Genomic DNA, 15,843 nt, shown 5'->3' on the forward strand with positions numbered 1-15,843 from the left:
ACAACCTGCCAATCAACCTGATTTCAGGATGGGCTTTGTGTCGGCTGCGGTGCGGGTTTCGCGGGCATGATCAAAGGACCTTTTTGACCACAGGCAGTAACTAAAGTCATTACGAAGAATAAGGGTATAAGTTTGCGCATCTTGCAATCCTGTAACACCGTATAGAATGGTGTTTTACTTTTAAAGACGCTGGAGTGTAGCATGACTGAATCCGAATTCCTGGTGCTGGCAGATACTTGTTTGCGGCAAGTGGAGGAAATGTTTGAGCAAGCTTATGAAAACGACGAGTACGATGTCGAATGCAGTCGCAGCGGCAATGTACTGACGATTGAGTTTGTCGACAACGGTTCAAAAATTATCGTCAATAGCCAGGCCCCCATGCAGGAAATGTGGGTCGCTGCGCGCAGTGGCGGTTTCCATTACAAGTTTAATGGGCAGCACTGGCTGAACACCCGTGATGGTTCAGAATTGTTTGCGACCTTGTCTGCGGTGGCGAAACAGCAGGGCTAGCAATTGTGACAGTCCCTTTGCAGGACTGTCACATGGTTGGTGCTTATTCGTCGATGATCGTCACCGGCGCGGGCGCGAGCGTGGATACGCCGGCTCCTGGCGGATTTTCTGCGTAGTAGTAATCACCGTCCACAGCAATAATTCCCTTGGGAACCGGCCTTTCTTCTATTGGAAAATCTTTCAGGATTTTCTGCATATATCCTATCCAGATTGGCAGGGCCAGGCCGCCACCGGTTTCCTTGTTACCCAGGTTTTTGGGTTGGTCAAAACCTATCCAGGCTATCCCTACGATCTTGGCTTGATAACCGGCGAACCAGGCATCGAAGGAGTCATTGGTAGTGCCTGTTTTGCCAGCAATATCTGGACGCTTCAACACCAGCGCCTTGGTGGCAGTACCCATTTTGACGACATCACGCATCATGCTATCCATCAGGAAGGCGTTGCGTTCGTCAATGACCCGATTATTTTCGTCACCCGCCAGATCTGGATGGGTTTGCACCAGGATATTGCCGTTGGTGTCTGTGATTTTCGAAATCAGGTAAGGGTTGATCTTGTAGCCGCCGTTGGCAAACACTGAATAGGCGCCTGCCATCTGCAAAGGTGTGACAGCACCGGCACCCAGTGCCAATGTCAGGTAAGGAGGATTTTTTTCCGGCAAAAAACCAAAGCGATTGGTGTATTCCTGACCATATTTCGCCCCTATCCTGTGCAGGATGCGGATGGAAATCATGTTTTTGGATTTGGTCAGGCCTTTACGCATGGTCATCGGCCCTTCATATTTGCCATCGTAATTCTTGGGTTCCCACGCCTGGCCACCGGTCTGGCCGGCATCAAAGCTGATTGGTTCGTCATTAATAATGGTTGAAGGAGAAAGACCTTTTTCCAATGAAGCAGAGTAAATGAAGGGTTTGAAGCTGGAGCCAGGCTGACGCCAGGCTTGTGTCACGTGGTTGAATTTGTTGAGGTTGTAATCAAATCCACCTACCAGGGCGCGAATGGCACCGTCGGTGGTATTGGCGGCGACGAAGGCTGATTGTACTTCCGGCATCTGGGTGATGCTCCAGGTTTTGCCATCCAGCATGACACGTACCACGGCACCGCGTTGTATGCGTTTATTGGCCGGAGTTTTGACTGACAATCCACTGGCAGCAAAGCTTAAGCCACTGTCTTCTATGCGTATCTCTTCCCCTGTCGCTAACACGGCGCGCACCAGTTTGGGCGTCGCTTCCAGCACCATGGCAACTTGCAGATCATCACTGTCAGAATGTTCGGCCAGTTCTTTTTCTATGGCTTCATCCGCTGCTTCTTTGCCTTCAGGGATGGCGATAATCGCTTCCGGGCCGCGATAGCCGTGGCGCTTTTCATAATCCATGACGCCACGCCGCAATGCCAGGTAAGCGCTGTCCTGATCTGCCTTGGTGATGGTGGTGTAGACGTTCAGGCCACGGGTATAGGTTTCTTCCTTGAATTGCTCGTAGACCAGTTGACGTGCCATTTCCGTCACATATTCAGCGTGAATGCCAAATTCGCTGCTGTCCGTCTTGGTTCTTAGCTCTTCATTTTTTGCCTGTTCGTATTGAGCTTCCGTGATGTAGTTAAGATTACGCATCCTTTGCAGGATGTATTGCTGCCTGACAGCCGCGCGCTTGGGGTTGGCGACCGGGTTATAAGCAGATGGTGCTTTTGGCAGACCAGCCAGCATGGCTGCTTCGGCAATGGTGACGTCCTTTAAATCCTTGCCAAAGTAAATTTGTGCGGCAGAAGAAAAGCCATAGGCGCGCTGACCAAGATAGATCTGATTCATATACACCTCCAGAATCTGGTCCTTGGTGAGGTTTTGTTCGATTTTCCAGGCCAGCAGTATTTCATAAATCTTGCGCTTGAAGGTTTGCTCGCTGGACAGGAAGAAGTTTCGTGCGACCTGTTGTGTGATGGTGGATGCTCCCTGTTTTGCACCACCAGTCAGGTTATGCAGGGCAGCGCGGGTAATGCCCATATAGTCAACACCGCCATGTTCATAGAAGCGGTCATCCTCAATTGCCAGTACCGCCTTTTTCATGATTTCTGGGATATCCGCGAAGCGCACGACATTGCGTCTTTCTTCGCCGAATTCACCAATCAGCATGTTATCCGCAGAAAAAACCCGCAGCGGCATTTTGGGGCGATAACTGGTAATCGAGTCCAGTTCCGGCAAATTGGGGTAAGCCACGGTCAGGGCAAAACCAATAATTAGCACGCCAGCAACAGTCAATCCTAGTAAAAGACCACCAGTCCCGAGTAAAATGCGGGCAAATAGCTTGCCAACAGTGCGTTTTGGCGGCAGCGGTTTATTGTCGGGTTCTTTTTTCTGATCAGACATATGAGCTAATTGTAAATAAGGCAGCAGACATTATAGCCGCCTTCTATCGGCCTGAGACGGATGCAAATTGAAAGCAAATTTTCATAAAATTGTCCGGTACGTGGATATTTGGCAACGAATATGGGTAATGCTGCGTGGAAATTGCTTTACCAATGTCAGGCTTATTGCTAGGATTTCATGTAAGCTTGGATAATTGTCTCGTAAATAGCGGTTTTTAAAGAGAATTTACTCCAGGAAAGTGATTGATTTGCACACTTTGTGTTGTGCAAATTGAAATGATGAAGTAATCGTGAGGGGATATTCTTGGCTTTAGATCTGGCATCATTGCTTGGCAGAAAAAATCCACCACTTATTGGTTTGGATATCAGTTCTCTCGATATCAAGCTTGTTGAGCTTTCGGAAGGAAGCAACAAGAGTTATCGACTTGAGCGCTATGCCTCAGAACCACTGCCTAAAGGTGCAGTGCTGGATGGCAACATCGAGAATATTGAACAAGTTACAGACGCGGTACGTCGTCTTGTGAAGAGGAGTGGCACGTCAGCAAAGAACGTTGCCATGGCAATGCCTGCATCTGCTGTGATTACCAAAAAAATCATTTTACCTGGCACCCTGTCGGAACAGGCCCTGGAAGTACAGGTAGAGTCCGAGGCCAGTCAGTACATCCCGTTTTCCATGGACGAAGTCAGTCTGGATTTTTGTGTGCTAGGCCCCGCTGCCAATGCTTCTGATGATGTTGAGGTCATGCTGGCAGCATCCAGAAAAGAAAAAATTGAAGATCGCGTTGCCGTCATCCAGGCGGCCGCCATGCAGGCAAAAGTGATGGATATCGAATCCTACGCAGCCCGGGCAGCGATTTCGCGGCTGGTATCGCAACAGGCGAATGAGGGCAAGGACCAGATTTTTGCCGTTTTCCAGATAGGTTCCAAACGTACTTATATTTTTATTATGCTCAACGGTGATGTTATTTATGAGCGTGAGCAGCAATTTGGTGGTAGTCAACTGACTCAGGATATTGTCCGTAACTATGGCTTGTCGATGGAAGAAGCTGAAGTTAAAAAGAAAAGCGGTGATTTGCCAGACAGCTATGAAATGGAATTGCTGGAACCTTTTCTGGAAAGTGCTGCGCTGGAAGTGACGCGCGCCATACAATTTTTCTTTACATCCACCCCTTATACCAGGGTAGACCAGATTTTCCTCACCGGCGGATGTGCAGTTATTCCTGGGTTGGTAGATATCATTGCAGAGAGAACAAAAATCTCTACCGCAGTTGTCAGCCCGTTCAAGGGTATGGAGCTGGGATCTGGTGTGAACGAAAAAGCTCTGCGTGGTGATGCACCCGCTTATATGGTTGCTTGCGGTCTGGCCTTGCGGAGATTTGGCTGATGATAAAGATTAATCTCCTGCCGCACAGGGAAGAAAAGCGGAAACAGCTTAAAAATGATTTTTATTCGTTGTTATTACTGTCGGTCATCGTCGGTGGCCTTATCGTGGTCGTGGTGAGTACCTATTTTGGTCGTCAGCAAGCTGCACAGACAGAACGCAATGAATTCATCAAGAAAGAAAACGTCAAGCTGGATGAGAAGATTGCAGAAATTGCGACCTTGCGCCAGGAAATCGATGCCCTGAAGGCGCGCCAGCAAGCAGTTGAAGATTTGCAGGGTGATCGCAATCAGCCTGTATTCCTGCTTGATGAACTGGTCAAGTTCACGCCGGAGGGCGTGTATTTGCGCTCCCTGAAGCAAGAAGGACAACGCATATTGTTGACAGGTTACGCTCAGTCTCAGGACCGGGTGGCTGAATACATTCGTGATTTGGGTGGCAAGTCGGAATGGATGTATAAGCCTGAACTGGTGGGCATTCATTCCACAGGAATAGGCACAGGACGGGATGCCAAGAAAGTGTTTGATTTTACAATTAATGTAGGAATCAAGCGACCCAGGGAACGTGAAGAATCTGGATCGCAAGCCGCTGAAAGCGGTAATAAAGCCAAGTAGGCTTTGATTGTACTTTTTAGCAATGTTACGGAAAATTGTAAATGGCGATTAACCTGAATGAAATGGGCGAGTCTTTTGGCTCGCAATTTCGAGACTTAAGCGGACTTCATCCTGGTCTGTGGCCGATTGCGCCCAGAATGGCCATCGCAATTGCGATTCTTCTAGTGGTTGTGGGTTTGGGGTGGATCCTTCAGTGGGATGGCCAGATGGAGGCCATTGACGCGGGTAAGGCGGAAGAAGTCAAGCTCAAGAATGATTACAAACAGAAACTGACACAGGCGGTTAACCTGGATGCCTTGAAAGATCAGCGTAAGCTGGTGCTTCAATATGTGGCGACGATGGAAAAGCAATTGCCTAGCCAGGCTGAAATGGCAGCCTTGCTGGCTGATATTAACCAGGCGGCAACGGGTCGCGGCTTGCAGTTTGATTCGTTCACCCCGGGTACCGTATTCGTTAAAGATTACTACGCCGAATTACCCATTGCTATCAGGATTTTCGGTAGCTACCATGACTTGGGGCAATTTGTTGCTGATATCGCCAAGTTACCGAGGATCGTTACCTTGAATAATCTGGGCATCACTACTCTCAAGGAAGGTGGTCTGGCCCTGGAGGTGACTGCAAAAACTTTCCGTTATTTGAATAAGGATGAAGTCATGACGCAGGCAAGCCTGAAAAAGGGGCCGAAGAAATGATGAAAACTGCGTTTAGATTGCCACTTCTGTTGGTCTTGCTGGCTTCACTGTCTGCGTGTGGAGATAGTGACGAAACCGAGATCAGAGCCTGGATGGAAACTGAGAGAAAAGAAATCAAGGTTGTTACCCCCAAATTGAGTGAGCCTAAAGTGTATGTACCTATTGCTTATCAGGGCAGAGACAGTATTGACCCCTTTGATCCTGCGAAATTATTGGTTGTACTGGCAAGGTTAAAAGCTGAAAACAGCAATGGTCTCAAACCTGATATGGAAAGGCGGCGCGAAGCGCTGGAAGCTTTCCCTCTGGACCTTCTGAAAATGGTTGGAACCATAGAGAAGGATAAGGTCACATATGCCCTGATTCAGGTAGATAAAACGGTTTATCAAGTTAAAACGGGCGGTTATGTGGGACAGAATTTCGGCAAGATCACGAAAATTGATGAAGATAGTATAGGCATCAATGAAAGGGTTCAGGATGCTGCGGGTGAATGGGTGGAGCGCGAAGCTAAGTTAGAGTTGCAGGAGACCAAGAAATGAATGCGTTGATAAATACAAGTATAAGGGGCGCCATGATGATGAGATTGATGTTTTTGGTAATGCTGGCGCTTTGCCAATCTGCGTTTGCGCAAGTCAATTCCATCGAGTCGGTCACTGCTAACCAGCAGGGTGCTAATGTTATCGTCAAAATCGGTTTCAAAAGTACCTTGTTGAAAGCACCTATTGGTTTTTCGATTGCCAGCCCAGCCAGGATCGCACTGGACTTTGCTGACATTACCAACGCCACGGGCAAGACTGTTTTCGATATCAATATTTCTGATCTGCGCAGTATCAACCTGATTGAGGCCAGTGGTCGTTCACGCCTGGTTTTCAATATGAACAAAGCGCTTAATTATGCGACTGTGATTGAAGGCAATGCATTGATTGTGACTATTGATGGCTCAGGTGGTGTGGCGACAGCGGTTAATTCCCAGGGTTTGCCTGCTACAACTGAGACACTTCTTACCGGCAAAAAGAATCTCAGGGATATTGATTTTCGTCGTGGCGTAGGGGGCGAAGGACGGGTCATCATTGATCTGCCGTTTAACCAGGTTGCAGTGGATATACGTCAGCAAGGCCAGAAAATCATTGTTGATTTCTTGAAGGTTGGTTTGCCGGAAGTGCTCAGAAAGAGCGTGGATGTGGCCGATTTTGGTACGCCAGTACAAAAAATTACCACCACTGCAGATGGTGAAAATGTACACATGGTGATTGAACCTAGCGGCTTGTGGGAGCATTCTGCCTATCAGAGCGATACACAATTCGTAGTGGAAGTGAAACCTATCAAGGAAGATCCGAATAAATTGACTCAGGGTACCCAGGGTTATCGCGGTGAAAGATTGTCGTTTAACTTCCAGAATATTGAAGTGCGGGCAATTTTGCAGATTATTGCTGAAGTGAGCAATCTGAATATCATCGCCAGTGATACCGTCAACGGTACGATCACTTTGCGTCTGAAGGATGTTCCCTGGGATCATGCACTGGATATCATCATGCAGTCCAAAGGGCTGGATATGCGCAAGAACGGCTCCGTCATCTGGATTGCACCGAAAGACGAATTGCTCACCAAAGAAAAACTTGAACTGGAACAAAAAGCACAAATTGCTGATCTTGAGCCATTGAAAACAGAAGCTTTCCAGTTGAACTACCAGAAAGCGGAAGCGTTCAAATTAGTATTTGGTGCCGATGGCTCCAGCACTAACCGCATTCTGTCCAAACGCGGCAGTGCAGTCATAGAACCACGTACCAACCAGTTGTTTGTGACAGATATTGCTTCCAAACTGGAAGAGATCCGGAAACTGATACAGAAGACAGATATTGCTTCCAAACAGGTATTGATCGAAGCCAGGATTGTTGAAGCCGATGATAAGTTCAGTAAGAGCCTTGGCGCAAAATTGGGTTTCACTGATTTGCGTGGCGTGCGTGGTGGTGATGTCGGTTACCAGATGTCGGGAGATCAGCGTGTTGCCCTTACTGGTAATTACCTGGGTATTGGTGAGCAGACTGGTCAGGCAAAAATCACTGATTCAAGCTACATACCTAACTCACAATTTGTGAGCCTGCCGGCGACAGGTATCAACGGTTTGAATCCGGGCAGTCTGGCTGTAAGTCTGTTCTCTTCCGCTGCCAACCGCTTCCTGAATCTGGAACTGTCGGCGCTGGAAGCAGATGGCAAAGGCAAGATCATTTCCAGCCCTCGAGTGGTTACCGCTGATCAGTTGAAGGCATCGATAGAGCAAGGTACAGAATTACCTTACCAGATAGCCACCTCCAGTGGTGCAACAGCGATCATATTCCGCACCGCCAGCCTGAGACTGGAAGTGACGCCACAAATTACACCTGATGGCAATGTGATTCTGGATGTTAACGTACACAAAGATAGTGTCGGTATTGAAACCAGAGCTGGTTTTGCAATCGACAAGAAAGAAGTAAAAACGATGGTTTTGGTGGAAAATGGAGGCACCGTTGTACTTGGTGGTATATTCCAGCAGAACGAACGTGATAGCGTTACAAAAATACCATTCTTTGGCGACCTTCCTTTATTTGGGAATTTATTTAAGTCAACTGGCCGTACTAACGATAAAACAGAATTGCTGATATTCATTACCCCCAAAATTATTGCTGAGAAATTTAGTAACAAACAATAATTGCTAATGTATGTCAGTTGCTAGTACCAATTTTACGAATTTGTTTAACTATAGGTGTTTCATGATGAAGTTTATTCGCGAAGTATTCGCATTATTACTGCTGGTCGGCCTGACGGCTTGTGGTGGTGGCGGCGGTTCACCAGGCAATACAACCGGAACCGCATTGTTTACGACTGCACCTTCTGCCCTGACCATCGCACCTGGTGAAGTTCGTACCTATAATGTGGGTGGTGGTGTTCCTTCTTACACGGCAACTACTAATTCTGCCGCTGCGATAGTCAGTATCAGTGGAAACGTTTTGACAATCAGAGGCGGCGGCGGTGGTAAAGCCACGATCGCCGTCACGGACGGGGCTGGCGCTGCAGTCAGCATCAATGTAACGATTGGTAGCGGCGTAGATTTGTTCACATCCGCACCTACTACAGGTATCGTTGTAGCCGTTGGTGGCACTTCAACTACCTATACCATCGGCGGCGGTAGTCTGTTATATACAGTCACCAGTAACAATACGTCGATTGCAACAGTTGCTACACTGAATAATACGTTTGTCGTCACTGGTGTTACAGGTGGTAAAACAACAGTAACAGTTAAGGACAGCGTTGGGGCTCTTGTCGAACTTGCTGTTGTGGTTGGTTCAACCGATCCATTGTTTACTACGGCATCCGATGCAGTCAATGTGGGTGTTGGCGCTGCTGCTACTTACAAGGTAGGCGGTGGTAACGGCCCTTACACTGTGGGCAGCAGTAACAATGCAGTAGGTACAGCGTCTATCTCCGGTACAACCTTGACGATTACAGGGACATCTGTTGGTACGACTACAGTTGTGGTCAGGGATGCATCTACAGGTTTGGTCAGCATTAAAGTTACCGTAGGTTCGACTGCAGCATTGTTCACTTCGGCACCAGGAAATCTGACAGTTGGCATAGGTACATCAAGTCCGACTTTCACTATAGGCGGTGGTAGTCAGATCTATTCTGCTTCCAGCGGTAATGTGCAGATTGCAACCGTGGGTATCAACGGCAATAGTTTTGTGATTTCCGGTGTTAGTCCAGGCGCTACCACAGTGACGATCAAGGATAGCCTTGGTGCCTTGGTCAATATCAATGTCACAATTGGCTCTGGTGCTACCTTCTATACCACTGCACCAAGTGCCATTACCCTTGCGGTTGGCGGCAGCAATACCTATGTAGTAGGTGGTGGTAGTGCTCCTTTCACCGCAACCAGCAGCAATACCAGTGTGGTTACAACAACAGTATCCGGCACGAACGTCGTGATTAACGGCCTGACACCAGGTAACGCAAATGTTATTTTGCGTGAAGCCGGTGGTAGCACCATCAGTCTTTCTGTAACGGTTGGCAGTGGTGCAGTAAATGGTCTGTTCACGACCGCACCTGGGGCTATAACCATTGCGGTTGGTGCTATACCTACTTACACGATTGGTGGCGGTACTGGGCCATACTCAGCAGCAAGTAGCAATGTTTCAATTGCAACTGCGTCGGTTACTGGTACGACCTTGACCATTACTGGCGTGTCTACTGGTAATGCGATTGTGCAGGTTAAGGATGCATCTGGCTCTGCGGTGACTATCAGTGTCAGCGTCGGTTCCGGTACGGCTGTTGCCTTGTACACCTCTGCACCAGCAAACTTGAACTTGTCGGTCGGTGCGGCGCCGGTTTATACAATTGGTGGCGGTACTGGCCCTTATACGGCAACTACAAGCGATGCGCGTATCGTAACTAGTGTAGTCAGTGGATCTACATTGACTTTGACTGGTGTATCTGCAGGTTCTGCAATTGTTTCCGTAGCGGACAGCGTTGGTGCGAAAGTAGCGATCAACGTTGTTGTTATCGGTACCACAAGCGCAACATTGGCAGTCACACCAAGTTCAAGCACCGGTTATGTTGGCGACTTGCTGGCTTTCCGCATCGATGGCGGTGCAGCTCCTTATACCATCACTTCAAATAACCAATCTATTGCCAGCGTGGCGAATGGGTCGGTTGCAGCTAGTGGCGGTATCTTCAACGTGACTCTGGCAAAAGCCGGGATTACAACATTGGTTGTTGCAGATGCTTCAGGCAACACCAGCCTGGTGAGTATTACTGCATCTGCAGTGGTGACAACACTGTCTATCAGCCCAGTCGTATTCAACATTAATGAAACGAATGTTTCGACGATTACTTTGAATATTGCGGGTGGTAATGCACCATTCCAGGTGTTCACCAGCAGTGCCTTGTTGTCTACCGTATCAGGCAATAGTCCAGATCCGTTGAATCCTTTGAGTTTCAATGGTCGGGTTATCAGTGTTGCCTTGGGTACCCAGGGTACACGTTGCGTTGCAGCAGATACTCCTGTGACTATCACGGTCAAGGATTCTCAGAACGTTACTGCCACAAGCACGATGACGATCAAGGATCTTGCTGTTGGTGGTTGCTGATGATGGAATGTTAGTCTGGCAAGTTTATTGTTATATGTATGAAATAAGAAATAGTGTCGACTAATATTTTTCTAGTAGGCCTGATGGGCTCCGGCAAAACCACGGTTGGCCGGGCCCTGGCAAAAAAACTTAATAAGCGATTTATTGATTCTGATCACGAAGTAGAGGCGCGTACCGGTGTCTCTATTCCCGTGATATTCGAGATCGAGGGCGAGGCCAGTTTTCGTCAGCGTGAAGCGGATGCCATCCGTGATTTGACGGCACAGGAAAATATCGTTTTGGCTACAGGTGGCGGTGCCGTGTTAAATGCAGAAAGCAGGAAGTTTTTGCATGAGCGCGGCACCGTTATTTATTTGCGCGCTGGTATACAAAGCATATTGCAACGTACCCGGCACGATAAAAACCGGCCTTTATTGCGCACCGGTGATCCCCGCAAAAAGCTGGAAGAGTTAGAAGCCCAGCGTGATCCCTTATATCAGGAAGTTGCCCATCTGGTTGTTGAAACCGGACGGCCCAACGTCCAATTTTTAGTGCAGTCCATACTGGATAAGTTGCCGCAGCATTACCTGGGCAACGAGACAGATGGTAGTACAAAGCAAACTATGTCTCACGAAAATACTTCCTCTTGCAAGGTTTTGAATGTTGATTTAGGGGAGCGTAGTTACCCCATTTCTATCGGTTCGGCCTTGTTGTCTGATGGCCTGTTCCTGCAATCCCAGATCAAGGGTAAGCGTATCGTCATCGTGACCAATACTGTGGTTGCTCCTATTTATCTGGCTGGAGTGGAAGCAAGCCTGCGGGCAGTTGGCAAGGAAGTGGTATCAGTTGTCTTGCCAGATGGCGAAGAACAAAAAAACTGGGCCAGCCTGATGCTGATTTTCGATGCTCTGCTGGAACAGAAATGCGATAGAAAAACCACCTTGCTGGCATTGGGTGGCGGTGTGATAGGTGACATGACAGGCTTTGCCGCGTCTGCCTATATGCGTGGCGTACCTTTTGTTCAAGTTCCGACTACCTTGTTATCACAGGTAGATTCATCGGTTGGTGGCAAGACGGGTATCAATCACCCGCTGGGCAAAAACATGATAGGTGCTTTTTACCAGCCACAGGCGGTGATTGCCGATATCAGTACCCTGCAAAGCTTACCTGATAAGGAATTGTCGGCTGGTCTGGCAGAAGTGATCAAGCATGGCGCGATTATCGATGCCGCTTTTTTTGACTGGATAGAAGCCAATATGGCAGCCTTGCGTGCCAAGGATCCAGCGGCCCTGACACATGCCATTTTGCGGTCATGTGAAATCAAGGCGGATGTTGTACGCCAGGATGAACGTGAAGGTGGCTTGCGCGCTATTTTGAATTTCGGCCATACCTTCGGCCATGCCATTGAGTCTGGCCTGGGTTATGGCAAGTGGTTGCATGGCGAAGCTGTTGGCTGTGGTATGGTGATGGCAGCAGACCTGTCTTGCCGCCTTGGATATATGGATTACGTCAGCAAGACCCGCATCAAGCAACTGGTGGAAGCAGCAGGTTTGCCTAGCGTAGCACCAGACCTTGGAGAACAGCGCTGGCTGGAATTGATGGAAGTCGACAAGAAAAATGAAGGTGGAAAAATCAAATTCATCTTGTTGAAACCGCTGGGCCAGGCTGTCATTACTACCGTTCCCCAGGATATCCTGCTACAAACCCTGCGTAGCTGTATTTCTCACTGACGACTATGTTCTCTGACGCTCACCTCGCTCCCTATGCAGCACAATCTGCCAGCACCCGAGGTCGGCGTTACGCTGAAGAGGCGTCCTCTTCACGCAGTGAATATCAGCGTGACCGTGACCGTATTATTCATTGCACCGCCTTTCGCCGGCTTGAATACAAGACCCAGGTTTTCGTCAATCATGAAGGCGATTTATTCCGCAACCGCCTGACCCATAGCCTGGAAGTCGCCCAGATAGGGCGTTCCATCGCCCGTAACCTGCGCCTGAATGAAGATCTGGTCGAAGCCATTTCGCTGGCGCATGATCTGGGGCATACCCCTTTTGGGCATGCCGGCCAGGATGCGCTGAATGCCTGCATGAAGGCATTTGGCGGCTTTGAACATAATCTGCAAAGCCTGAGGGTGGTCGATCAGTTGGAAGAGCGCTACGGCGCATTTGATGGCTTGAATCTGACCTTTGAGACGCGGGAAGGCATACTAAAGCATTGCTCCGTGACTAATGCAAGATTGCTTGGCGATGTTGGCCTGCGCTTTATTGAAAAGAAAAGGCCCAGCCTGGAAGCCCAGGTGACCAACCTGGCCGATGCCATCGCCTACAATAATCATGACATTGATGATGGCTTGCGCTCCGGCCTGTTGCAGGAAGCGCAGTTGCTGGACCTGGATATTTATGCCCGCCATCGCACCATTGTGGATGCCAGTTATCCCGGCATCAACGGACGGCGCGCAATCTCTGAAACCATACGCCGCATGATCAATACCCTCATCGTTGATCTGATACAGACTTCGGCGCAAAAAATCCGCGAGTGTGCGCCGGACAGCGTTGATGAGGTGCGTGAAATGGAAAGAATGATTGCGTTTTCCGAACCCATGTATCAGGAAGCTCAGGCACTGAAGCAATTTTTGTTTGAAAATCTGTACCGGCATTATCAGGTCAATCGCATGACCTTCAAGGCCAGGCGAACCATTAGTGAATTATTCGGGGCCATGTTCCAGGAACCGAATTTGTTGCCGCCAGACTACCAGGTAAAGCGGGAATTGCCAGAAGAAGAACATCTTCGGTTGCAGGTAAGAAAAATTGCTGACTATATCGCCGGTATGACCGATCGCTATGCCATGCGCGAGCACCGCCGCTTGTTCATGGTCGATGAAATTTGAATCTGAAGATGGGCTATCAAATCCGGGCTATCATAGGCCCTTTTTTATTTGGGAAAAAACATGTCTTCCATCTCATCCTTGTGTGCCCGTCTTGTATTAACTATTGCAGTCGCTGGTACTGCCGGGGCGGCCTACGCGTTGTCATTTGCTGACTTAAGTAACCAGGATGCCAGCACCGGCCTGAAAGCTGCGCTGGATAAAGGCTCGGCAGCGGCAATCAGTAAGCTTGGTGTGGAAAACGGTTTTTTGAATAATGACAAAGTCAAAATTCAATTACCTTCGATATTGGAAAAAGCCCGCCCCATCTTGCAAATGACTGGTAAGGGACAGCAGCTTGACGAACTGGTGGTATCCATGAACCGGGCAGCTGAAGCTGCAGTCCCCATGGCCAAACCTTTGCTGGTCAATGCCGTCAAATCCATGACACTGACTGATGCCAAAAATATTTTGACAGGAGGTGAGACTTCCGTAACAGATTTTTTCAAGGAAAAAACTGCAGCACCTCTCAGTGCCAAATTCTTACCCATGGTCAAGGGCGTGACGGACAAGGCAGGTTTGTCGGCAAAATACAATAGCATCATGGGGCAGGCGCAAAAATTCGGTGCCGTTTCCCAGCAAGAAGCAACGGTAGAGGGATATGTCACTCAAAAAGCCATGGATGGCTTGTTCCTGATGATCGCTGAAGAAGAAAAAGCCATACGCAAAGACCCGATTGGTGCGGGCAGCAAGGCTATCAGCAAGGTATTTGGCCTGCTCAAATAGTTGAGGCAATGTTTATGTATGTTGTATAAACGATAGCTATGTTATAAATGAGTGAAAAATATTCACTCGATGCGTGAAAAAAAATACTGAATCAACTATTTTTTCATCGCAAAGTGCGATATTAAAAATGCAATAAAGGCTGGCAAGCCTTGCTACATAAGGCTTGCCGGGTATCGTTAAATTTTATTCGGCACCGGTCTTCGTTTCGCTAGCTTGATGTTGCGTAGTATTACTTAAGTATCGCAATATTCAACATGTTGATCACTTCCTGATAACTTGGTGCCGTATTTCATCAATTCGCTTTTTGAACTACCAACCAAAAATAAATCAGGAGACCATCATGTCGTACAAAATCAAATCCCTCGTTGCGTCCGCATTATTGAGCTGGGTGGCTGTTGCCAATGCAGCTGAACCGATCAAGATTGGTGTTGCAGGCCCCTTCACTGGGGGCTCTGCACCCATGGGTGTATCGATGCGTGACGGTGTCAGACTGGCTGTCAGCGAAATCAATGCCAAAGGCGGCGTCCTTGGCCGCCAGTTGCAATTGGTAGAACGCGATGACGAAGCCAAAAATGAGCGTGGTGTACAGGTCGCACAAGAGCTCATCAATAAAGAAAAAGTAGCTGCTACCGTCGGTTATATCAACACAGGTGTGGCACTTGCATCACAGCGCTTTTATCAGGAAGCCAAAATCCCGGTATTGAATAATGTAGCGACGGGCAGCGTAGTCACAAAGCAATTTCTCGCGCCTGAACACAAGGATAACTACATTTTCCGTACTGCCGCCAGCGACACCATACAGTCGGCAATGATTGTTGACGAAGCAATCACTAAAAACAAATTCACCAAAGTCGCCATCCTTGCTGACTCCACCAATTATGGTCAGCTTGGCCGTGAAGATCTGGAAAAAGTATTGAACGCAAAAGGTATCAAGCCAGTCGCGGTAGAAAAGTTCAATGTCAAGGATGTGGATATGACGGCCCAGTTGCTGAAGGCCAAACAAGGCGGTGCGCAAGCTATTCTGACTTATGGTATCGGCCCTGAATTGGCGCAGATTGCCAACGGCATGGAAAAACTCGGCTGGAAAGTACCGATGATTGGTAGCTGGACGCTGTCCATGGGGAACTTCCTCGACAATGCCGGCAAAAATGGTGATGGCGCTATGATGCCTCAAACTTTTATTCAAGACCCAAATACACCTAAGCGCAAAGCCTTTATCGAAGCCTATCAGAAGACGTACAAGCTGGAGCGTATGCCTTCTGCTGTTTCTGCAGCCCAGGGCTATGACTCCATTTATCTGCTGGCAGCGGCATTCAAACAGGCGGGCAGTACAGATGGCGTGAAAGTGCGTGAAGCGCTGGAAAACCTGAATGAAAAAGTCGAAGGCGTTGTTACCACTTACAACAAGCCTTTCACACATGATGATCATGAAGCCATCAAGCCAGGTATCCCTGTTATGGGTGAAGCCAAGGGTGGTCATATCGTTCTTGCCAAGTAAGGCACAGACACACTCTTCGCACTCTGTAGTCTAACGGTTGGCTCC

General features: G+C 48.4%; 13 protein-coding genes. 11 read left to right on the forward strand and 2 right to left on the reverse strand.

The features are described from left to right. Positions 1–23: 23 nt before the first annotated feature. Positions 24–203 (reverse strand): LPS translocon maturation chaperone LptM, encoded by a 180-nt coding sequence (lptM, locus tag AC1RVX_RS21005; RefSeq protein WP_493218528.1) that lies wholly within the window; start codon positions 201–203, stop codon positions 24–26. On the opposite strand from lptM, the gene cyaY reads away from it, so the two are divergent. Continuing rightward, positions 202–510 (forward strand): iron donor protein CyaY, encoded by a 309-nt coding sequence (gene cyaY / locus AC1RVX_RS21010; RefSeq protein ID WP_493218529.1) that lies wholly within the window; start codon positions 202–204, stop codon positions 508–510. The genes lptM and cyaY overlap by 2 nt on opposite strands. Before the next feature lie 43 nt (positions 511–553). On the opposite strand, the gene AC1RVX_RS21015 is transcribed toward cyaY, so the two are convergent. Further along, positions 554–2,869: a penicillin-binding protein 1A gene (locus tag AC1RVX_RS21015; RefSeq protein ID WP_493218530.1), complete on the reverse strand. Its 2,316-nt coding sequence runs from the start codon at positions 2,867–2,869 to the stop codon at positions 554–556. A gap of 303 nt (positions 2,870–3,172) precedes the next feature. Between AC1RVX_RS21015 and AC1RVX_RS21020 the strand changes: the two genes are divergently transcribed. From AC1RVX_RS21020 to AC1RVX_RS21065, 10 genes are all read left to right on the forward strand, one after another. Further along, entirely contained in the window at positions 3,173–4,252 is a 1,080-nt protein-coding gene (locus AC1RVX_RS21020) for a pilus assembly protein PilM (RefSeq protein ID WP_493218531.1), read from the forward strand. Further along, on the forward strand, positions 4,252–4,863 hold the full coding sequence (locus AC1RVX_RS21025) for a PilN domain-containing protein (RefSeq protein WP_493218532.1): 612 nt from the start codon (positions 4,252–4,254) through the stop codon (positions 4,861–4,863). Before AC1RVX_RS21020 ends, AC1RVX_RS21025 begins: the two co-directional genes overlap by 1 nt. A gap of 62 nt (positions 4,864–4,925) precedes the next feature. Then, positions 4,926–5,555 (forward strand): type IV pilus inner membrane component PilO, encoded by a 630-nt coding sequence (locus AC1RVX_RS21030; protein ID WP_493218692.1) that lies wholly within the window; start codon positions 4,926–4,928, stop codon positions 5,553–5,555. Further along, positions 5,552–6,091 (forward strand): pilus assembly protein PilP, encoded by a 540-nt coding sequence (locus AC1RVX_RS21035; RefSeq protein ID WP_493218533.1) that lies wholly within the window; start codon positions 5,552–5,554, stop codon positions 6,089–6,091. Before AC1RVX_RS21030 ends, AC1RVX_RS21035 begins: the two co-directional genes overlap by 4 nt. A gap of 35 nt (positions 6,092–6,126) precedes the next feature. Continuing rightward, the gene (locus AC1RVX_RS21040; protein WP_493218693.1) at positions 6,127–8,238 is read left to right on the forward strand and encodes a type IV pilus secretin PilQ; all 2,112 of its coding nucleotides are present in this window, start codon (positions 6,127–6,129) and stop codon (positions 8,236–8,238) included. Between the two features lie 61 nt (positions 8,239–8,299). After that, positions 8,300–10,672 (forward strand): beta strand repeat-containing protein, encoded by a 2,373-nt coding sequence (locus AC1RVX_RS21045; RefSeq protein ID WP_493218534.1) that lies wholly within the window; start codon positions 8,300–8,302, stop codon positions 10,670–10,672. Positions 10,673–10,755: 83 nt separating this feature from the next. Beyond that, positions 10,756–12,381 (forward strand): bifunctional shikimate kinase/3-dehydroquinate synthase AroKB, encoded by a 1,626-nt coding sequence (gene aroKB / locus AC1RVX_RS21050; RefSeq protein WP_493218535.1) that lies wholly within the window; start codon positions 10,756–10,758, stop codon positions 12,379–12,381. 5 nt (positions 12,382–12,386) lie between these two features. Continuing rightward, a complete protein-coding gene (locus AC1RVX_RS21055) occupies positions 12,387–13,538 on the forward strand; it encodes a deoxyguanosinetriphosphate triphosphohydrolase (protein WP_493218536.1) in 1,152 nt (383 codons plus the stop codon). A 60-nt stretch (positions 13,539–13,598) separates the two neighbouring features. Next, the gene (locus tag AC1RVX_RS21060) at positions 13,599–14,300 is read left to right on the forward strand and encodes a DUF4197 domain-containing protein (RefSeq protein WP_493218537.1); all 702 of its coding nucleotides are present in this window, start codon (positions 13,599–13,601) and stop codon (positions 14,298–14,300) included. 340 nt (positions 14,301–14,640) lie between these two features. Continuing rightward, positions 14,641–15,798 carry an ABC transporter substrate-binding protein gene (locus AC1RVX_RS21065; protein WP_493218538.1) on the forward strand — a complete coding sequence of 386 codons (1,158 nt, stop codon included), beginning with the start codon at positions 14,641–14,643 and terminating at the stop codon, positions 15,796–15,798. Positions 15,799–15,843 lie beyond the last annotated feature (45 nt).

The organism is Undibacterium sp. GW821-FHT11B02, from assembly GCF_058808955.1.